Consider the following 15,670-nt stretch of genomic DNA (forward strand, 5'->3'; position numbering starts at 1 on the left):
TCTGCAATGGTCCAGATCAAGGTTGCCCGACGATCAGGTCAAAAGACTCTCTGCTTTCCAGATATCCTTCATGTAGCCACGGATCGTCCGGTCGGACGAGAACCAGCCCGAGCGCGCGGTGTTGAGCGCCGCCATGCGTTCCCATCCCTGACGGTCGGCAAAGGCCCGGTCAACCTCGCGTTGCGCACGCCAGTAATCGGTGAAATCCGAACAGACGAGGAAGTAATCCGGCCCTTCGAGATTGTTGACCACGCCGTGATAGCGTTCGGGTTCGGAGGGGTTGAAGCGCCCCTCGCGGATGATCCGGAGCGCCCCGGCAAGGCGGGGATCGGCGTCGATGGCCTGACGCGCGTGGTTCTCGACGCTGCGCCGTTCCATCACCTCTTCGGCGGTCATGCCGAACAGGAAGAAATTCTCGGCCCCGACATGATCGCGGATTTCCACGTTCGCACCGTCCAGCGTGCCGACGGTGGGCGCGCCGTTCAGGGCGAATTTCATGTTGCCGGTGCCCGAGGCTTCCTTGCCCGCGGTCGAGATCTGTTCCGACAGGTCCGCCGCTGGCACCAGCTTTTCCGCCAGCGTCACGTTGTAGTTCGGCAGGAAGGCGATCTTGAGATATTTGTTGGTCACCGGGTCGTTGTTGATCACAAGGGCAGCGTCGTTGATCAGCCGGATGATGTCCTTGGCAAAGAAATAGCCCGGCGCCGCCTTGCCGGCGAACAGCTTCAGGCGCGGGATCCAGCCAGCGTCGGGGTTCTCGCGGATTTCCTGCCAGTGGGCGATGGCCTCGAGGATGTTGAGGTGCTGACGCTTGTATTCATGCATCCGCTTGATCTGCACATCGAACAGCATCGACGGATCGACATGCAGACCATAGGTCTGGCCCATCCAGTTCGACAGCTCGACCTTGTTCTGGCGTTTGACCTCGCCGTATTTGTCCAGCCATGCGCTGTCTTCGATGAACGGTTCCAGCTTTTCAAGCTGTTCAAGATCATCGACCCAGCCGCCACCGATGGACTCGGTGATCAGCCCGGCCAGCGCCGGGTTGCAGGCCAGCAGCCAGCGGCGCGGGGTGACGCCATTGGTCTGGTTGACGATCCGCTCGGGGTGCAGGCGGTGCAATTCGGAGAACACCGTGGTTTTCATCAGATCGGTGTGCAGTGCCGAGACGCCGTTCACATGATGCGCCATCACAAAGGACAGCTGGCCCATCTTGACCTGATGGTCCGAACGCATCGACTGGGTGCGCGAGGGGTGCTGCGTGGCATGCGCATTGTCGATCTGGTCGATCAGTTGCAGGTGACGCGGCAGCAGGCGGCCGAACAGACCCTCACCCCAGGATTCCAGCGCCTCGGGCAGAAGGGTGTGGTTGGTGTAGCTCAGCGTGCCGCGGGCGATCTCGACCGATTCCTCGAAGGACAGGCCGCGCTCGTCATGCAGGATGCGCACCAGTTCCGGGCCGGCAATCGCCGGGTGGGTGTCGTTGAGCTGGATCGCCACCTTGCTTGGCAGTTTGCGCAGATTGCCGAACTGGTGATTGAAGCGGCGCAGGATGTCGCGCAGCGCGGCGGCGGTCAGGAAATATTCCTGCTTGAGCCGCAGCTCCTTGCCCTGCTCGGTGGTGTCGTCCGGGTAGAGCACGCGCGAGATGGTGCGGGCCAGCGCCTCGGGCGCGGCGGCGCGGGCATAATCGCCATGGTTGAACGCATCGAGATCGAACGGATGGATGGCGCGGCCCGACCAGAGGCGCAGCGTGTTGGCCCAGCGGCCCTTGTAGCCGACCACGGGGGTGTCAAAGGCCTCGGCCTCGACCTCTTCGCCGGGATACCAGCGCACGGTTTCGCCGCGCACATCGACATGGCCACCAAAGCCGATCCGGTAGCGCACTTCGGGGCGTTCGAATTCCCATGCATGGCGTTGGCCAAGCCATTGTTCGGGCTGCTCGACCTGCCGCCCGTCGACAAAGCTTTGCCGGAACAGCCCGTGTTCGTAGCGGATGCCATAGCCATGCGCCGGGCAGCCGATGGTCGACAGGCTTTCAAGGAAACAGGCGGCAAGACGGCCAAGCCCGCCGTTGCCCAGCGCCGCGTCGGGTTCATCCGACAGCACCTCGTGGTAATCCTTGGAGAATTCCGCCAGCGCCGCCTTGGCCTCTTCGACGAGTTCGAGGTTGACGATGCCATCCTCGAGCAAGCGCCCGATCAGGAATTCCATCGACAGGTAATAGACGCGCTTTGCCCCGGTTTCATAGGTCTTTTCAGTGGCCTTGAACCAGGCATCGACGATGCGATCGCGCACGGCGTAACTCAGCGCCATGCGCCAATCCTCCAGGATCGCGTGTTCGGGGTCCTTGCCAAAGGAATAGGTCAGGTGCCGAACAATGGAATCGCGAAGCGAGGGGGTTGATAGCTGCAACATGAGCGTCTTCTTTCCTTTGAGGAACCGCGCGCCCCGGCGCGGAAACACCTCTGTCTCAACAGGCGGGGCGCTAAAAGGCAAGATTGTGCCAGCGTTAGTCGTGCAATTGCAACTGTTCGGTCAAGTGGCACGCACATCCCGTCAGTGCCGCGTAATCGTCAGTCAGAAGATGGATGGGGAATTGCGCCATGAACTCGCTGAACCGGCCCTTGTCGCCAAAGCCCTCTGGGAAGCCATGGCTGAGCAGGTGCGGGCCGAAATGCCGCGCCACGCCGCCGATCAGGAAAATGCCGCCAAAGGGCAGGGTGGTCAGCGCCAGATCGCCGCAGACCCGGCCCAGCAGGGTCGAGAACATGCGCACCGCCGCGATGGCGCGCGGGTGGCCGGTTTCCATCAGCGCCATGATCTCTGCCGCGCTTTTGGGATCTTCGATGGCCTCCTCGACGCAGAGCCAGTTCCAGATGCGCTCGAAGCCGCGCCCCGACAGGAAATGCTCGATGCCGGGGCTTTCATGCAGCCGCGAGACGTGCTGGAGCAGCCGCAGTTCTTCGTCGGATCGCAGGCCCAGCGTGGCATGTCCGGCCTCGGCCGGGGGCACCAGCGTGCGATCGCCAAGGCGATAGACCGGGGCCGCATTCATGCCGGTGCCGACCCCCACCACCAGCCGCGCAGACTGCGGGCTGGCCGGCTTGCCGGGCATCAGCGTGGTCAGGTTTTCGGGCGCGATATGGCCCAGCGCATGGCCCTGCGCCTGCAAATCGTTGAGCACCGCCAGCGTGTGTGCGCCGGTGGCCTCGTGCAGCATCTCGCGATCGACCGTCCAGTCGATGTTGGTCAGCCGCCCGGCGCTGTCGCGCACCGGCCCGGCCACCGCAACGCAGCAGCCCTGGGGCGCTACGCCGGTTTCGCTCAGGTACTGGCGCAGCACCGCGTCGATGCCCGGATAATCGACGTTGCGATAGCTTCTGGCGCTGCTCAGGTCGACCTCGGTGCCGTGGCCCAGCGCAACCCGTGTGTTGGTGCCGCCGATATCCGCAAGAACCGCCGTGATGTTTTCGCTCATCGTCCTGCCTCCGTCAGTGCCGCCTTCATCGCGTGGTAGGAGCCTTTTGGCGTGCGCGCAAGCGTGTCGAAATCCACATGGACAAGGCCAAAGCGCTTGTCATAGCCAAAGCTCCATTCGTAATTGTCCAGCAGCGACCACGCGAAGTAGCCCTTGACCGGGGCACCGCCCGCAATGGCGCGGGCCACCTGTGACAGATGCTTTTCGTAGTAGTCGATGCGATGCGGGTCGCGGCATTCCCCGGCCATGATGTCGTCATGCGCCGCCATGCCGTTTTCGGTCACGTATAGCGGCAGATCGCCGGTGTATTCGCGGGCGGTGCGGATCAGGAAATCATGCAGCCCCTCGGGGTAGATTTCCCAGTCCATATAGGTCTTTGGCAGCACGCCGGGCACATCCGCCAGCGATGGCCATGGCGCGCGCGGATCGGCGGCGATGTTCTTGCGCGTGTAGTAATTGATGCCGCACCAGTCGAGCGGCTGCGAGATCAGCGCCATGTCATCCTGCCAGCCTGATGGCAGATGCGGCTCCAGGCCCTCGAGCACGATGGCGGGGTATTCGCCCTTGAACACGCCGCCCATGAACCAGCGGTTGTAGATGCCATCGTAGCGCGCGGCGGCAAGGCGGGAAGCCTCGCTGTCATCGGCAGGGTTCGACCATTCAAGGTTGAACACCCCGCCAAGCCCATCCATGCCCAGCCCGCGCATCACCTGCGTGGCGCGGCCATGCGCCAGCAGCACGTGATGCATGGCGCGGGCAGCGGCGCGGATGTCGCGGATGCCGGGCGCTTGCAGCCCCATGAAATGCGACAGCCATGCCACGCACCACGGCTCGTTGATCGGGGCGACGGTGGCCATGCGATCGCCCAGCCGGGTCATCACGATCTCGGTATAGTCGGCGAACCAGTCGCCGATGTCGCCGTTGCGCCAGCCGCCCAGATCGGCCAGCGCCGAGGGCAGTTCCCAGTGATACAGCGTGGCATAGGGGGCAAGGCCGCGTTCCAGCATCGCATCGGTCAGCCGGTCGTAGTAATCCAGCCCTTCGGCATTCACTGCGCCGCGCCCATCGGGCAGCACCCGCGCCCATGAGATCGAAAAGCGGTAGGCATCGAAACCCGCAGCCGCCACGAGGTCAAGATCCTCGGGGTAGCGGTGATAGTGATCGCAGGCGCGCCCGCCATCTTCGGCGCGGCTGACATTGCCGGGCGTGGCGGCGTAGTCATCCCAGTGGGTGCGGCCCGCGCTGCCAAAGGCGTGGCCTTCGATCTGATAGCTCGAGGTGGCGGTGCCGAAGATGAAATCCTCGGGGAAATCCTTTCGGGTCAGTTTCATGCAGGGGCCTTCGACTGGACAGAGGGGGCAGGGCCGGTCGAGGCCCCGATGATCAGTTGCGCTTCGAGAATGCGGGTTTCGGGGGGGCGGCCCGGTTCTGCGATGCGCCGCAGCAGCATCTCGGCGGCCAGCCGCCCGGCCTCGCGCACCGGCGAGCGGGTCGCGGTAAAGATCGGCACGTCGCGCCCGTTCGACAAATAGCTGAAATCGTCGTCATGGGTCAGCACCGACACGTCGCGCCCCATCTCCAGCCCGGCCTCGTGCAGCGCCCGCCGCACCCCGATGGCCGAGATCAGCGACGAGACAAGAAAGGCGGTCGGCGGTGCCTCCAGCGCCAGCATCTCGCTTGCCGCGCGATAGCCGTAGGGTTCCGTCATCTCTTGCCCGCTGATGATCGCGGGGTCCGGGGCAAGACCGCGCGCGCGTAGTGCCTCGGTATAGCCGACCCGGCGGCGATGGGCGAAATCCATGTATTCGAGCCCGTTGAGCAGCGCGATGCGCCGGTGCCCGAGATCGAGCAGGAACGAGGTCGCCCGGCGAAAGGCGCTGGCGTTGTCCATGTCGATCCAGCTGTAGGGCTGCGCGATGTCCGAGGCCCGCCCATGCACGACAAAGGGCATGCCCAGCCCGGTCAGGAAGGGGATGCGCCCGTCCGCAATCTTTGGCCCGTGAACGATGATGCCATCGACATGGCCCTTGGTCTTGAGTCGGCGGTAATTGTCGGCCTCGTCCGCGTCTCCGGTCAGGGTCAGCGTCATGTCGTAGCCGGCGGCAAGATAGGTTTCCGAGGCGCCCGCGATGAAATCGCCGAACACCGGATTCATCATCTCGTGGCTGGTCGAAATCGGAATCACGTGGCCGATGGCCATGGCGCGGCCGGTCGCCAGCCCGCGGGCGCGCGGATTGGCGACATAGCCCGCCGCAAGCGCCGCCTCGCAGACCCGTTTTCGGGTCGCTTCGGACACTTCCGGGTAACCGTTGAGCGCGCGGCTCACCGTGGTCTGCGACAACCCGAGCTGGGTCGCAAGCTGTTTGAGGTTCATCGCCCTGGTCCCCCGTCCCAATCCAAAGCGCTTCGAATTTGCGTCAGCGTAACCGCAAATCCGGGGGGAGGTGAAGGCCCTTTCTCCATCCGTCGCAATGGCGATGGCGCAGCATGAAAACATCGCGAAAAACTGGCAACCGGTGATTGACACGCTAAGTCGCTCGTAAGACCCTGCGGCAAGTTCAAAGCGCTTTGAAGCGACTCGGGAGGGATTCGTTTGAAGTGCAGACTGATGCGCGGGATCAACCGCAACAAGACGGGAGGAACGTCATGACAGCACAGATCAAACGCCGGATCCTAGGAGGCGCTGCCGTCGCGGCGCTGCTGGCCGGTGCCGCCTCGGCGCAGGACATGCCTTTTGCCATCGGCGAGGGCGGGTTTCACTGGGATGGCTACACCGCCTTTGCCGACAAATACGACCTGAGCGGGCAGACCGTCACCATTACGGGGCCGTGGACCGGCAACGAAAAGGCCAAGGTCGACATCATGTTCCGCTACTTCGAAGAGGCGACCGGGGCCGAGGTGAATTATTCCGGCTCGGACAGTTTCGAACAGGATATCGTGATTTCCGCCCGCGCGGGGACAGCACCCAATCTCGCGGTGTTTCCGCAGCCGGGCCTTGCAGCCGATATGGCGAAACAGGGGCTGCTGACGCCGCTGCCCGACGAGACTGCCAGCTGGGTCGCCGAGAATTACGCCGCCGGGCAAAGCTGGGTCGATCTGGCCACCTACGAGGGCGAGGATGGCGAAGACCATCTTTACGGCCAGTTCTACCGCGTCGATCTGAAATCGCTGGTGTGGTATTCGCCCATCGCCTTTGACGAAATGGGCTACGAAATCCCCGAGTCGATGGAAGAGCTCAAGGAGCTGACCGAGCAGATCGTCGACGATGGTGGCACGCCGTGGTGCATTGGGCTGGGGTCGGGCGCGGCCACCGGCTGGCCTGCGACCGACTGGGTCGAAGACCTGATGCTGCGGCTCCAGCCGCCCGAGGTCTACGATGACTGGGTGAGCAACGCGATCCCGTTCGACGACCCCAAGGTTATCGAGGCGATCGACGATTTCGGCTGGTTCGTGAAGACCGACGATTACGTCAAGGGTGGCAGCCAGGCCGCGGCCACCACCGATTTCCGCGACAGCCCGGCGGGCCTGTTTGCCGTGCCGCCAGAATGCTACATGCACCGGCAGGCGAGTTTCATTCCGGCGTTCTTCCCCGACAACGCCGAGCTGGGCGACAACGTCGATTTCTTCTACTTCCCAGCCTATGAGGACAAGGATCTTGGCACCCCGGTGCTTGGGGCCGGGACGCTGTTTTCGATCACCAACCCGTCCGAGGCGACCGATGTCCTGCTGGAATGGCTCAAGGAGCCGATCGCGCATGAGCTGTGGATGGCGCAGGACGGGTTCCTGACCGCCCATGCGGGGGTCAACCTTGACGTCTATGCAACCGATGCACAGCGCGCCATGGGCGAGATCATCGCCGATGCGACCACCTTCCGCTATGATGCGTCGGATCTGATGCCGTCGGAAATCGGCGCGGGGGCCTTCTGGTCCGGCATGGTCGATTTTGTCACCAGCCAATCGGCCGAAGACGCGGCAGCGGCGATCCAGTCGCGCTGGGATACGCTGAAGTAAAGCGCCGCGCGCCCTTCACTGGGCGCGCCTTCGCATCCAGGGGGGCGACCATGTCACCAATGCTTCAGGGCATCCTGACCATCATTATCGGCGTGGGCGGCTGCCTTGCCTATTTCTACGGATCGAACCTGATCCTCGATAGGGTGATCTTTCCGCCCCGATCCGACGATCAGGGTAGAAACATCCGCCGCGCCACCATGGTGCGCCCGTGGCTGTTTTTGCTGCCAGCGATCCTCGCGCTGGGGCTTTACCTTGTTTACCCGGTGATCGGCAGCTTCATCCGCTCGCTCTACGACCGCTCGGGCGATAGCTTCGTGGGCCTTGGCAATTATGTCGACATGATCGGGGAACCCGGTTTCCGAACCGCCGTGTTCAACAATTTCCTGTGGATCCTGTTCGTGCCTGCCGCCTCGACCTTTTTCGGTCTTCTGGTGGCGCAACTCACCGACCGGCTGCGCTGGGGTAGCATCGCCAAGTCCCTGATCTTCATGCCGATGGCGATCAGCTTTGTCGGCGCCTCGCTGATCTGGAAATTCGTCTATGCCGGTGATCCGGACATTGGCGTCATCAATGCCATCGGGGCCTATTTCGGGGCCGAGCCGGTCGATCCGCTGCAAATCCCGTTCTGGAACAACTTCTTCATCATGATCATCATGGTCTGGATGCAGACCGGATTTGCCATGGTGATCCTGTCGGCGGCGCTGCGCGGCATTCCCGAAGAAACCATCGAGGCCGCGATCATCGACGGCGCGAACCCGTTCCAGCTGTTCTTCAAGATCAAGGTGCCGCAGATCGCCGGTACCATTGGCGTGGTCTGGACCACCATCACCTTCCTGACGCTCAAGGTCTTCGACATCGTTTACACCATGACGGGCGGCAATTTCGAAACCGACATCCTGCCGAGCTACATGATGGATTACATGTTCCGCGACGACGGGCGCGCGACGGCGGTCGCCTTTGTCATCATGCTGATCGTCACGCCGGTGATGATCTACAACATCCGTCAGGCGCGGAGGGAACTGTAATGGACAATCTTGCCGGACAGAAAACCTCGCTGTCGATCGTCACCAACCTTGCGGTGATCTTCCTCGTGGTGATCTGGATGATCCCCACCGTCGGCCTGCTGGTGTCGTCGTTCCGCGAGCGGGCGCAGATTTCGGAAACCGGCTGGTGGGAGTCGCTGTTCCCGGTCGAGGCTGCGGTGCGGGTGCGCCCCTCGGCCGCGGGCGCGGGCATGGATGGCGCTTACGGCGTGCTGACGGGAAACCTGTTCGAAGGCGGCACCGGCAGCGTCTCGGCCTTTGGCCTGATCGGGCGCGAGCCGGGCGCGGCAAAGGTCGGCGAGACCTATGCATGGTACGAGGTCACCATCACCGAAGACGGCGCGCTTGACGACGAGCGCATCGAGATCGCCTATCCCGCCGGCGAAGAGCCGCAATTCCCCGACACCACGGCGGACGGGCTGCCGATCACCCCCGGCAGCGGCGTGTTGCAACGCTCACTCACCGTCGCAGAGAACGGCGATTTCACCTATATCGACGAGGGCGAGATCAGCCGCGATCCGTCGATCTATGTGGTCACCACGCAGCCGCCGGATTTCGGCTTGCAGAACTACCAGCAGATCCTGACCTCCGACGGAATGGACCGGGCGTTCATCAACACGCTGACAGTCACCGTGCCCGCCACGGTGATCCCGATCCTGATCGCGGCCTTTGCCGCCTATGCGCTGGCGTGGATGGAATTTCCGGGCAAGGGCTGGCTGGTCGCGGCAGTTGTCGGCCTGCTGGTGGTGCCGTTGCAACTGGCGCTGGTGCCGATGCTGACGCTGCACAACAAGATCGGCATCGGGCAAAGCTTTCTGGGCATCTGGATGGCGCATACCGGCTTTGGCCTGCCGCTGGCGGTCTACCTTTTGCGCAATTACATGATCGGGCTGCCGCGCGACATCATCGAATCCGCCAAGGTCGACGGGGCCACCGATTTTCAGGTGTTCACCAAGATCGTGCTGCCGCTCAGTTTCCCGGCGCTGGCCAGCTTTGCCATCTTCCAGTTCCTGTGGACATGGAACGATCTGCTGGTGGCCAAGGTCTTCCTGCCCGCCGGCAGCGACAGCTGGGTGATGACCGTCAAGATCGCCGACGACCTTCTGGGCTCGCGCGGCGGCGACTGGGGCATCCTCGCGGCGGCGGCCTTTGTGTCGATCGCGGTGCCCTTGCTGGTCTTCTTCTTCATGCAGAAATACCTCGTGCGCGGCCTGCTGGCCGGCTCGGTGAAATAGGACGTTACGATGAGCGACACGAACCCGAACCAGTATCTGACCAAAGAGCCCGACTGGTGGCGCGGGGCGGTGATCTACCAGATCTATCCGCGCAGCTTTCAGGACAGCAACGATGACGGCGTGGGCGATCTTCTGGGCATCGCCAGCCGTCTGCCCTATGTCGCCTCGCTGGGGGTCGATGCGGTGTGGATCTCGCCGTTCTTCCGCTCGCCGATGAAGGACTTCGGCTATGACGTCAGCGATTATTGCGACGTCGATCCGATGTTCGGCACGCTCGCCGATTTCGATGTGCTGATCCAGTCGGCCCATGCTCACGGGCTGAAGGTGCTGATGGATCTGGTGATCTCGCACAGCTCGACCGAGCATCCGTGGTTTGTCGAAAGCCGCGCCTCGCGCGACAACCCCAAGGCCAACTGGTACGTCTGGGCCGATGCCAAGCCCGATGGCACGCCGCCCAACAACTGGCTGTCGATCTTTGGCGGATCGGCGTGGCAATGGGATGCGACACGCTGCCAGTATTACCTGCACAACTTCCTGACCGAGCAGGGCGATCTGAATTTCCACGAGCCGCAGGTGCAGGACGAATTGCTGAAAATCGCGCGCTTCTGGCTGGATCGCGGCGTCGATGGCTTCCGGCTTGATACGGTGAATTTCTACACCCATGACGCGCAGCTGCGCGACAATCCGCCCCTGCCACCCGAAGAGCGCAACCCGATCACCGCCCCGGCGGTCAACCCCTACACATGGCAGAACCATCTTTACGACAAGACGCGGCCCGAGAACCTTCTGTTCCTGAAGAAATTGCGCAGCCTGATGAACGACTATCAAGCCGCCGCCGTCGGCGAGATCGGCGAGGACCAGCGCGGGCTTGAAGTGCTGGGCGATTACACCCGTGGCAGCGATCACCTGCATATGTCCTACGCGTTCGAGCTGCTGTCGGACCACGCGCCCACCGCCGCCTATATCGCCAAGGTGATGGATGACATCGCGGAAAAAGCCCCCGGTGGCTGGGCCTGCTGGGCGTTTTCCAACCATGACGTGGTGCGCCATGTCTCGCGCTGGAATATCCCGGAGCAGGCGGCGCGGATGTACATCACCCTGATGATGTGCCTGCGCGGATCGGCCTGTCTTTATCAGGGCGAAGAGCTGGGCCTGCCCGAGGCCGATGTCGCCTTCGAGGATCTTCAGGACCCTTACGGCAAGCGCTTCTGGCCGGCCTTCAAAGGCCGCGACGGCGCCCGCACCCCGATGGTCTGGGAGGCGGATGCCCATAACGGCGGCTTCACCACCAGCTCGCATCCGTGGCTTCCGGTCAGCCCCGAGCATCTGCGGCGCACCGTGGCGGCGCAGGAAAAGGACCCCGCGGCCATTTTGCACCACTACCGGCACGCGATCAGCTTTCGCCATGCCCATGCCGCGCTGAAAACCGGCGATATCAGCCATGTCAGCCACGAGGGCAACGTGCTGAAATTCCACCGCTGCCTTGGCGACAAGGAAATCTTCTGCGGCTTCAACATCAGCGACGAGCTGGCAACCGTCGAGGCGCCGCAGGGCAAGTGGTTCCAGATCGGCGAGGAACTTGGCTCGGCCGGGCCTTTGCCCGACGGTAAGCTGCATTTCGGGCGCTGGCAGCCTGTGCTCGCGCTCAAACGGTAACGGGGGGAAGACCAATGGCCGATCTGAAACTGAGCGATGTGGGCAAGACCTACGGTGGCACCATCGAAGTGCTTAAACACATCGATCTCGAGATCGAGGCGGGCGAGCTGATCGTCTTTGTCGGCCCGTCGGGTTGTGGGAAATCGACCCTGCTGCGGATGATCGCCGGGCTGGAAAAGATCACCTCGGGCACGCTGGAGATCGACGGTCAGCGCGTCAACGATGTGCCCCCGGCGCAGCGCGGCATCGCCATGGTGTTCCAGAGCTACGCGCTGTACCCGCATATGACGGTGCGCGACAACATGTCCTTTGCGCTTCAGATCGCCAAGAAGCCCAAGGCCGAGATCACCGAGGCGGTGGAGCGCGCGGCAAAGATGCTGCAACTGACGCCTTATCTCGATCGCCTGCCCAAGGCGCTGTCGGGCGGGCAGCGCCAGAGGGTGGCCATCGGGCGTGCCATCGTGCGCGACCCCAAGGTGTTTCTGTTCGACGAGCCATTGTCGAACCTTGATGCGGCGCTGCGGGTGGCGACGCGGATCGAGATCGCCCAGCTCAAGGAACAGATGCCCGACCGGACGATGATCTACGTCACCCATGATCAGGTCGAGGCGATGACGCTGGCCACACGGATCGTGGTGCTTGCCAACAAGGGCATTGCGCAGGTCGGCTCTCCGCTCGAACTCTACGAGACACCCAACAGCGAATTCGTCGCGCAATTCATCGGCTCTCCGGCGATGAACCTGCTGCCGGGCGAGATCACCAGCACCGGAATGCGCACCACGGTCAGGCTCGAGGGCGGCGGCACCGCGGTGTCGGATATCCCGACCGGGGACGGCGATCTTGGCCTGTCGGTCAATGTCGGCGTGCGGCCTGAGGATTTCACCATTGCACGGCAGGCGGGGATCTATACCGGGCAGGTCGCGCTGACCGAAGCGCTCGGCGAGGTGACCCTGCTGCATTTCGAGCCGGACCCGGCCGCGAAAGAGCCGGTCATCGCCAAGCTTCCCGGCATTCATCAGGGGCTGCGCGGCAACACTGTCAAGCTGACGGCGGACCCGGCCAAGGTGCATCTGTTCAGCGAGGGGCGCTCGCTGGTCTACCGCTGACGCCCGTGCGCGCCGCGAGCTTCGGGGCGCGCGCCGAAAGCCTGCGGGCGCCTGTGAGAACATGGCGCGAACGCCAGAGTCCGATTGCCCAAGCGATCTACACAGGCGAGACCGAATTTCAGCGTCGCAGCGTGAAGTTCGCGATATGTTCACCATTTGCCATTGGCGAAGGCGGGTCGCTCGCCTATGTAACCGGCTATCCGTCCCCGGAGGTCTCATGCCTGAGCTGAAGCAGATCGAAGTTCGCGGCGCGCGCGAGCACAACCTGAAATCCATCGACGTGGACATTCCGCGCGACGAGCTGGTGGTGATCACCGGCCTGTCGGGGTCTGGCAAATCGTCGCTGGCCTTCGACACGGTCTATGCCGAGGGGCAGCGCCGCTACGTTGAATCGCTCAGCGCCTATGCGCGGCAATTCCTCGACATGATGGAAAAGCCCGATGTCGATCAGATCTCCGGCCTGTCCCCGGCGATCTCCATCGAGCAGAAGACCACGTCGAAGAACCCGCGCTCCACCGTCGGTACGGTGACCGAGATCTACGATTACCTGCGCCTGCTGTTTGCCCGCGTCGGAACCCCGTACAGCCCCGCCACCGGTATGCCCATCGAGGCGCAGCAGGTGCAGGACATGGTCGACCGGGTGATGGCGATGGAGGAGGGCACGCGCGGCTACCTGCTTGCCCCGATCATCCGTGACCGCAAGGGCGAATACCGCAAGGAAATGCTGGAACTGCGCAAGCAGGGCTTTCAGCGCGTCAAGGTCGACGGCGAATTCCACGAGCTTGATACGCCGCCGACGCTCGACAAGAAATTCCGCCATGACATCGACGTGGTGGTCGACCGCATCGTGGTGCGTGAAGGGCTGGAGACGCGGCTTGCCGACAGTTTCCGCACCGCGCTGGATCTGGCCAACGGCATCGCCATTCTGGAAACCGCGCCCAAGGACGGCGAGCCCGAGCGCATCACCTTTTCCGAGAATTTCGCCTGCCCGGTCAGCGGCTTCACCATCCCCGAGATCGAACCGCGGCTGTTCTCGTTCAACGCCCCGTTTGGCGCGTGCCCCGATTGCGACGGCCTTGGCATGGAGCTGTTCTTTGACGAGCGGCTGGTGGTGCCGGACGCGACGCTCAAGGTCTATGACGGGGCCATCGCGCCATGGCGCAAGGGCAAATCGCCGTATTTCCTGCAGACCATCGAAAGCATCGCCAAGCATTACGAGTTCAACAAGAACGACCGCTGGAAGGATCTTCCGGCGCATGTGCAGCAGGTCTTCCTGCACGGTTCCGGCGACGAGGAAATCGGTTTTCGCTATGACGAGGGAGGGCGTGTCTACAACGTCTCCCGCGTTTTTGAAGGCGTCATTCCCAACATGGAACGCCGCTACCGCGAGACCGACAGCAACTGGGTGCGCGAGGAATTCGAGCGCTATCAGAACAACCGCCCCTGCGGCACCTGCGACGGCTACCGCCTGCGTGAAGAAGCCTTGGCGGTCAAGATCGGCACCCCCGGCAACCTTATGCACATTGGTCAGGTGGTGCAGATGTCGATCCGCGAGGCGCATGACTGGATCGAGACGGTTCCCGCCGCGCTGACCAAGCAGAAGAACGAAATCGCCCGCGCCATCCTCAAGGAAATCCGCGAGCGGCTGGGATTTCTCAACAACGTGGGCCTGGAATATCTGACCATGAGCCGCGCCGCCGGCACGCTGTCGGGCGGCGAAAGTCAGCGTATCCGGCTGGCCAGCCAGATCGGTTCGGGGCTGACCGGGGTTCTCTACGTGCTCGACGAGCCGTCCATCGGGCTGCACCAACGCGATAATGACCGGCTCATCGGCACGCTTAAATCGCTGCGCGATCAGGGCAACACGGTGATCGTGGTCGAACATGACGAAGACATGATCCGTCAGGCCGATTACGTCTTTGACATCGGCCCCGGTGCCGGGGTTCATGGCGGCCGCGTCGTCGCCAAGGGCACCCCGGCCGAGATCATTGCCGACCCGGCAAGCCTCACCGGCCAGTACCTTGCCGGAACCCGCGAAATCGCCGTGCCCAAGACCCGCCGCAAGGGCAACAAGAAAAAGCTCAAGGTGGTCAAGGCGACGGGCAACAACCTCAAGACCGTCACGGCGGAATTCCCGCTGGGCATGTTCGTCTGCGTCACCGGCGTGTCGGGCGGCGGCAAGTCCACGCTGACCATCGAAACGCTGTACAAGAACGCCGCGATGAAGCTGAACGGCGCGCGGGAAACCCCGGCGCCCTGCGAGACAATCAAGGGGTTCGAGCATCTCGACAAGGTCATCGACATTGACCAGCGCCCCATCGGGCGCACGCCGCGATCCAACCCCGCGACCTATACCGGCGCCTTCACCCCGATCCGCGACTGGTTCGCCGGGCTCCCCGAGGCCAAGACGCGCGGTTACAAGCCGGGGCGGTTCAGCTTCAACGTCAAGGGCGGGCGCTGCGAGGCCTGTCAGGGCGACGGCGTCATCAAGATCGAGATGCACTTCCTGCCCGACGTTTATGTCGAATGCGAGACCTGCAAGGGCAAGCGCTACAACCGCGAAACGCTCGAGGTGCAGTTCAAGGGCAAGTCCATCGCCGATGTTCTGGATATGACCGTCGAAGAGGCGCAGACCTTCTTTCAGGCGGTGCCGTCGATCCGCGAAAAGATGGACGCGCTGATGCGCGTGGGTCTGGGCTATGTCAAGGTCGGCCAGCAGGCGACCACCCTGTCTGGCGGCGAAGCGCAGCGCGTCAAACTGTCAAAGGAGCTGGCGCGCCGTTCGACCGGTCGCACGCTGTATATCCTCGACGAGCCGACCACCGGCCTGCATTTCGAGGATGTCCGTAAGTTGCTCGAAGTGCTGCACGAACTGGTGGAGCAGGGCAATTCCGTGGTGGTGATCGAGCATAATCTCGATGTCATCAAGACCGCCGACCACATCATCGACATCGGCCCCGAAGGTGGCGATGGCGGCGGCGAGATCGTTGCCACCGGCACACCCGAACAGGTCGCCGCGGTCGAGCGCAGCCATACCGGGCGTTACCTTGGGCCAATGCTTCAGCCGCGCACGGTTGCGGCGGAATAAACCCCTGTCGAAAATGGCCGGACCCGCCGGGCCCGGCCATCGCGTTTCTG

General features: G+C 63.3%; 10 protein-coding genes. 6 read left to right on the forward strand and 4 right to left on the reverse strand.

All coding sequences use genetic code 11. From position 1 onward, the window contains the following. Positions 1-33: 33 nt before the first annotated feature. From Q4543_RS10280 to Q4543_RS10295, 4 genes are all read right to left on the reverse strand, one after another. Positions 34-2,418, reverse strand: a complete 2,385-nt coding sequence (locus Q4543_RS10280; RefSeq protein ID WP_303437942.1) for a glycogen/starch/alpha-glucan phosphorylase — start codon at positions 2,416-2,418, stop codon at positions 34-36. Between the two features lie 94 nt (positions 2,419-2,512). After that, positions 2,513-3,481: a glucokinase gene (locus Q4543_RS10285; protein ID WP_303437944.1), complete on the reverse strand. Its 969-nt coding sequence runs from the start codon at positions 3,479-3,481 to the stop codon at positions 2,513-2,515. Continuing rightward, positions 3,478-4,812: a GH1 family beta-glucosidase gene (locus Q4543_RS10290; RefSeq protein WP_303437946.1), complete on the reverse strand. Its 1,335-nt coding sequence runs from the start codon at positions 4,810-4,812 to the stop codon at positions 3,478-3,480. Before Q4543_RS10290 ends, Q4543_RS10285 begins: the two co-directional genes overlap by 4 nt. Then, on the reverse strand, positions 4,809-5,855 hold the full coding sequence (locus Q4543_RS10295; protein WP_216004731.1) for a LacI family DNA-binding transcriptional regulator: 1,047 nt from the start codon (positions 5,853-5,855) through the stop codon (positions 4,809-4,811). Before Q4543_RS10295 ends, Q4543_RS10290 begins: the two co-directional genes overlap by 4 nt. 272 nt (positions 5,856-6,127) lie before the next feature. On the opposite strand from Q4543_RS10295, the gene Q4543_RS10300 reads away from it, so the two are divergent. The 6 genes from Q4543_RS10300 to uvrA all read left to right on the forward strand — a co-directional run bounded on the left by Q4543_RS10300 (position 6,128) and on the right by uvrA (position 15,620). Continuing rightward, positions 6,128-7,492 (forward strand): ABC transporter substrate-binding protein, encoded by a 1,365-nt coding sequence (locus Q4543_RS10300; RefSeq protein ID WP_303437950.1) that lies wholly within the window; start codon positions 6,128-6,130, stop codon positions 7,490-7,492. Positions 7,493-7,542: 50 nt separating this feature from the next. Next, positions 7,543-8,517, forward strand: a complete 975-nt coding sequence (locus Q4543_RS10305; RefSeq protein ID WP_303437953.1) for a carbohydrate ABC transporter permease — start codon at positions 7,543-7,545, stop codon at positions 8,515-8,517. Next, positions 8,517-9,770, forward strand: coding sequence for a carbohydrate ABC transporter permease (locus Q4543_RS10310; RefSeq protein ID WP_303437956.1), 1,254 nt, complete (start codon positions 8,517-8,519; stop codon positions 9,768-9,770). The genes Q4543_RS10305 and Q4543_RS10310 overlap by 1 nt, the downstream gene beginning before the upstream one ends. Positions 9,771-9,779: 9 nt before the next feature. Then, a complete protein-coding gene (locus Q4543_RS10315) occupies positions 9,780-11,426 on the forward strand; it encodes an alpha-amylase family glycosyl hydrolase (RefSeq protein ID WP_303437958.1) in 1,647 nt (548 codons plus the stop codon). 14 nt (positions 11,427-11,440) lie between these two features. After that, positions 11,441-12,532, forward strand: coding sequence for an ABC transporter ATP-binding protein (locus Q4543_RS10320; protein WP_303437959.1), 1,092 nt, complete (start codon positions 11,441-11,443; stop codon positions 12,530-12,532). A gap of 217 nt (positions 12,533-12,749) precedes the next feature. After that, positions 12,750-15,620 carry an excinuclease ABC subunit UvrA gene (uvrA, locus tag Q4543_RS10325; RefSeq protein ID WP_303437962.1) on the forward strand — a complete coding sequence of 957 codons (2,871 nt, stop codon included), beginning with the start codon at positions 12,750-12,752 and terminating at the stop codon, positions 15,618-15,620. The last annotated feature ends 50 nt before the right edge of the window (positions 15,621-15,670 follow it).

It is taken from the genome of Salipiger sp. 1_MG-2023 (assembly GCF_030547555.1).
In the GTDB taxonomy this organism is placed as follows: Bacteria; Pseudomonadota; Alphaproteobacteria; order Rhodobacterales; family Rhodobacteraceae; genus Salipiger.

What these genes read in the sequence shown, in the direction of transcription:
- Q4543_RS10280 (WP_303437942.1), bottom strand. Translation starts at nt 2,418, where the DNA reads ATGTTGCAGCTATCAACCCCCTCGCTTCGCGATTCCATTGTTCGGCAC.
- Q4543_RS10285 (WP_303437944.1), bottom strand. Translation starts at nt 3,481, where the DNA reads ATGAGCGAAAACATCACGGCGGTTCTTGCGGATATCGGCGGCACCAAC.
- Q4543_RS10290 (WP_303437946.1), bottom strand. Translation starts at nt 4,812, where the DNA reads ATGAAACTGACCCGAAAGGATTTCCCCGAGGATTTCATCTTCGGCACC.
- Q4543_RS10295 (WP_216004731.1), bottom strand. Translation starts at nt 5,855, where the DNA reads ATGAACCTCAAACAGCTTGCGACCCAGCTCGGGTTGTCGCAGACCACG.
- Q4543_RS10300 (WP_303437950.1), top strand. Translation starts at nt 6,128, where the DNA reads ATGACAGCACAGATCAAACGCCGGATCCTAGGAGGCGCTGCCGTCGCG.
- Q4543_RS10305 (WP_303437953.1), top strand. Translation starts at nt 7,543, where the DNA reads ATGTCACCAATGCTTCAGGGCATCCTGACCATCATTATCGGCGTGGGC.
- Q4543_RS10310 (WP_303437956.1), top strand. Translation starts at nt 8,517, where the DNA reads ATGGACAATCTTGCCGGACAGAAAACCTCGCTGTCGATCGTCACCAAC.
- Q4543_RS10315 (WP_303437958.1), top strand. Translation starts at nt 9,780, where the DNA reads ATGAGCGACACGAACCCGAACCAGTATCTGACCAAAGAGCCCGACTGG.
- Q4543_RS10320 (WP_303437959.1), top strand. Translation starts at nt 11,441, where the DNA reads ATGGCCGATCTGAAACTGAGCGATGTGGGCAAGACCTACGGTGGCACC.
- uvrA (WP_303437962.1), top strand. Translation starts at nt 12,750, where the DNA reads ATGCCTGAGCTGAAGCAGATCGAAGTTCGCGGCGCGCGCGAGCACAAC.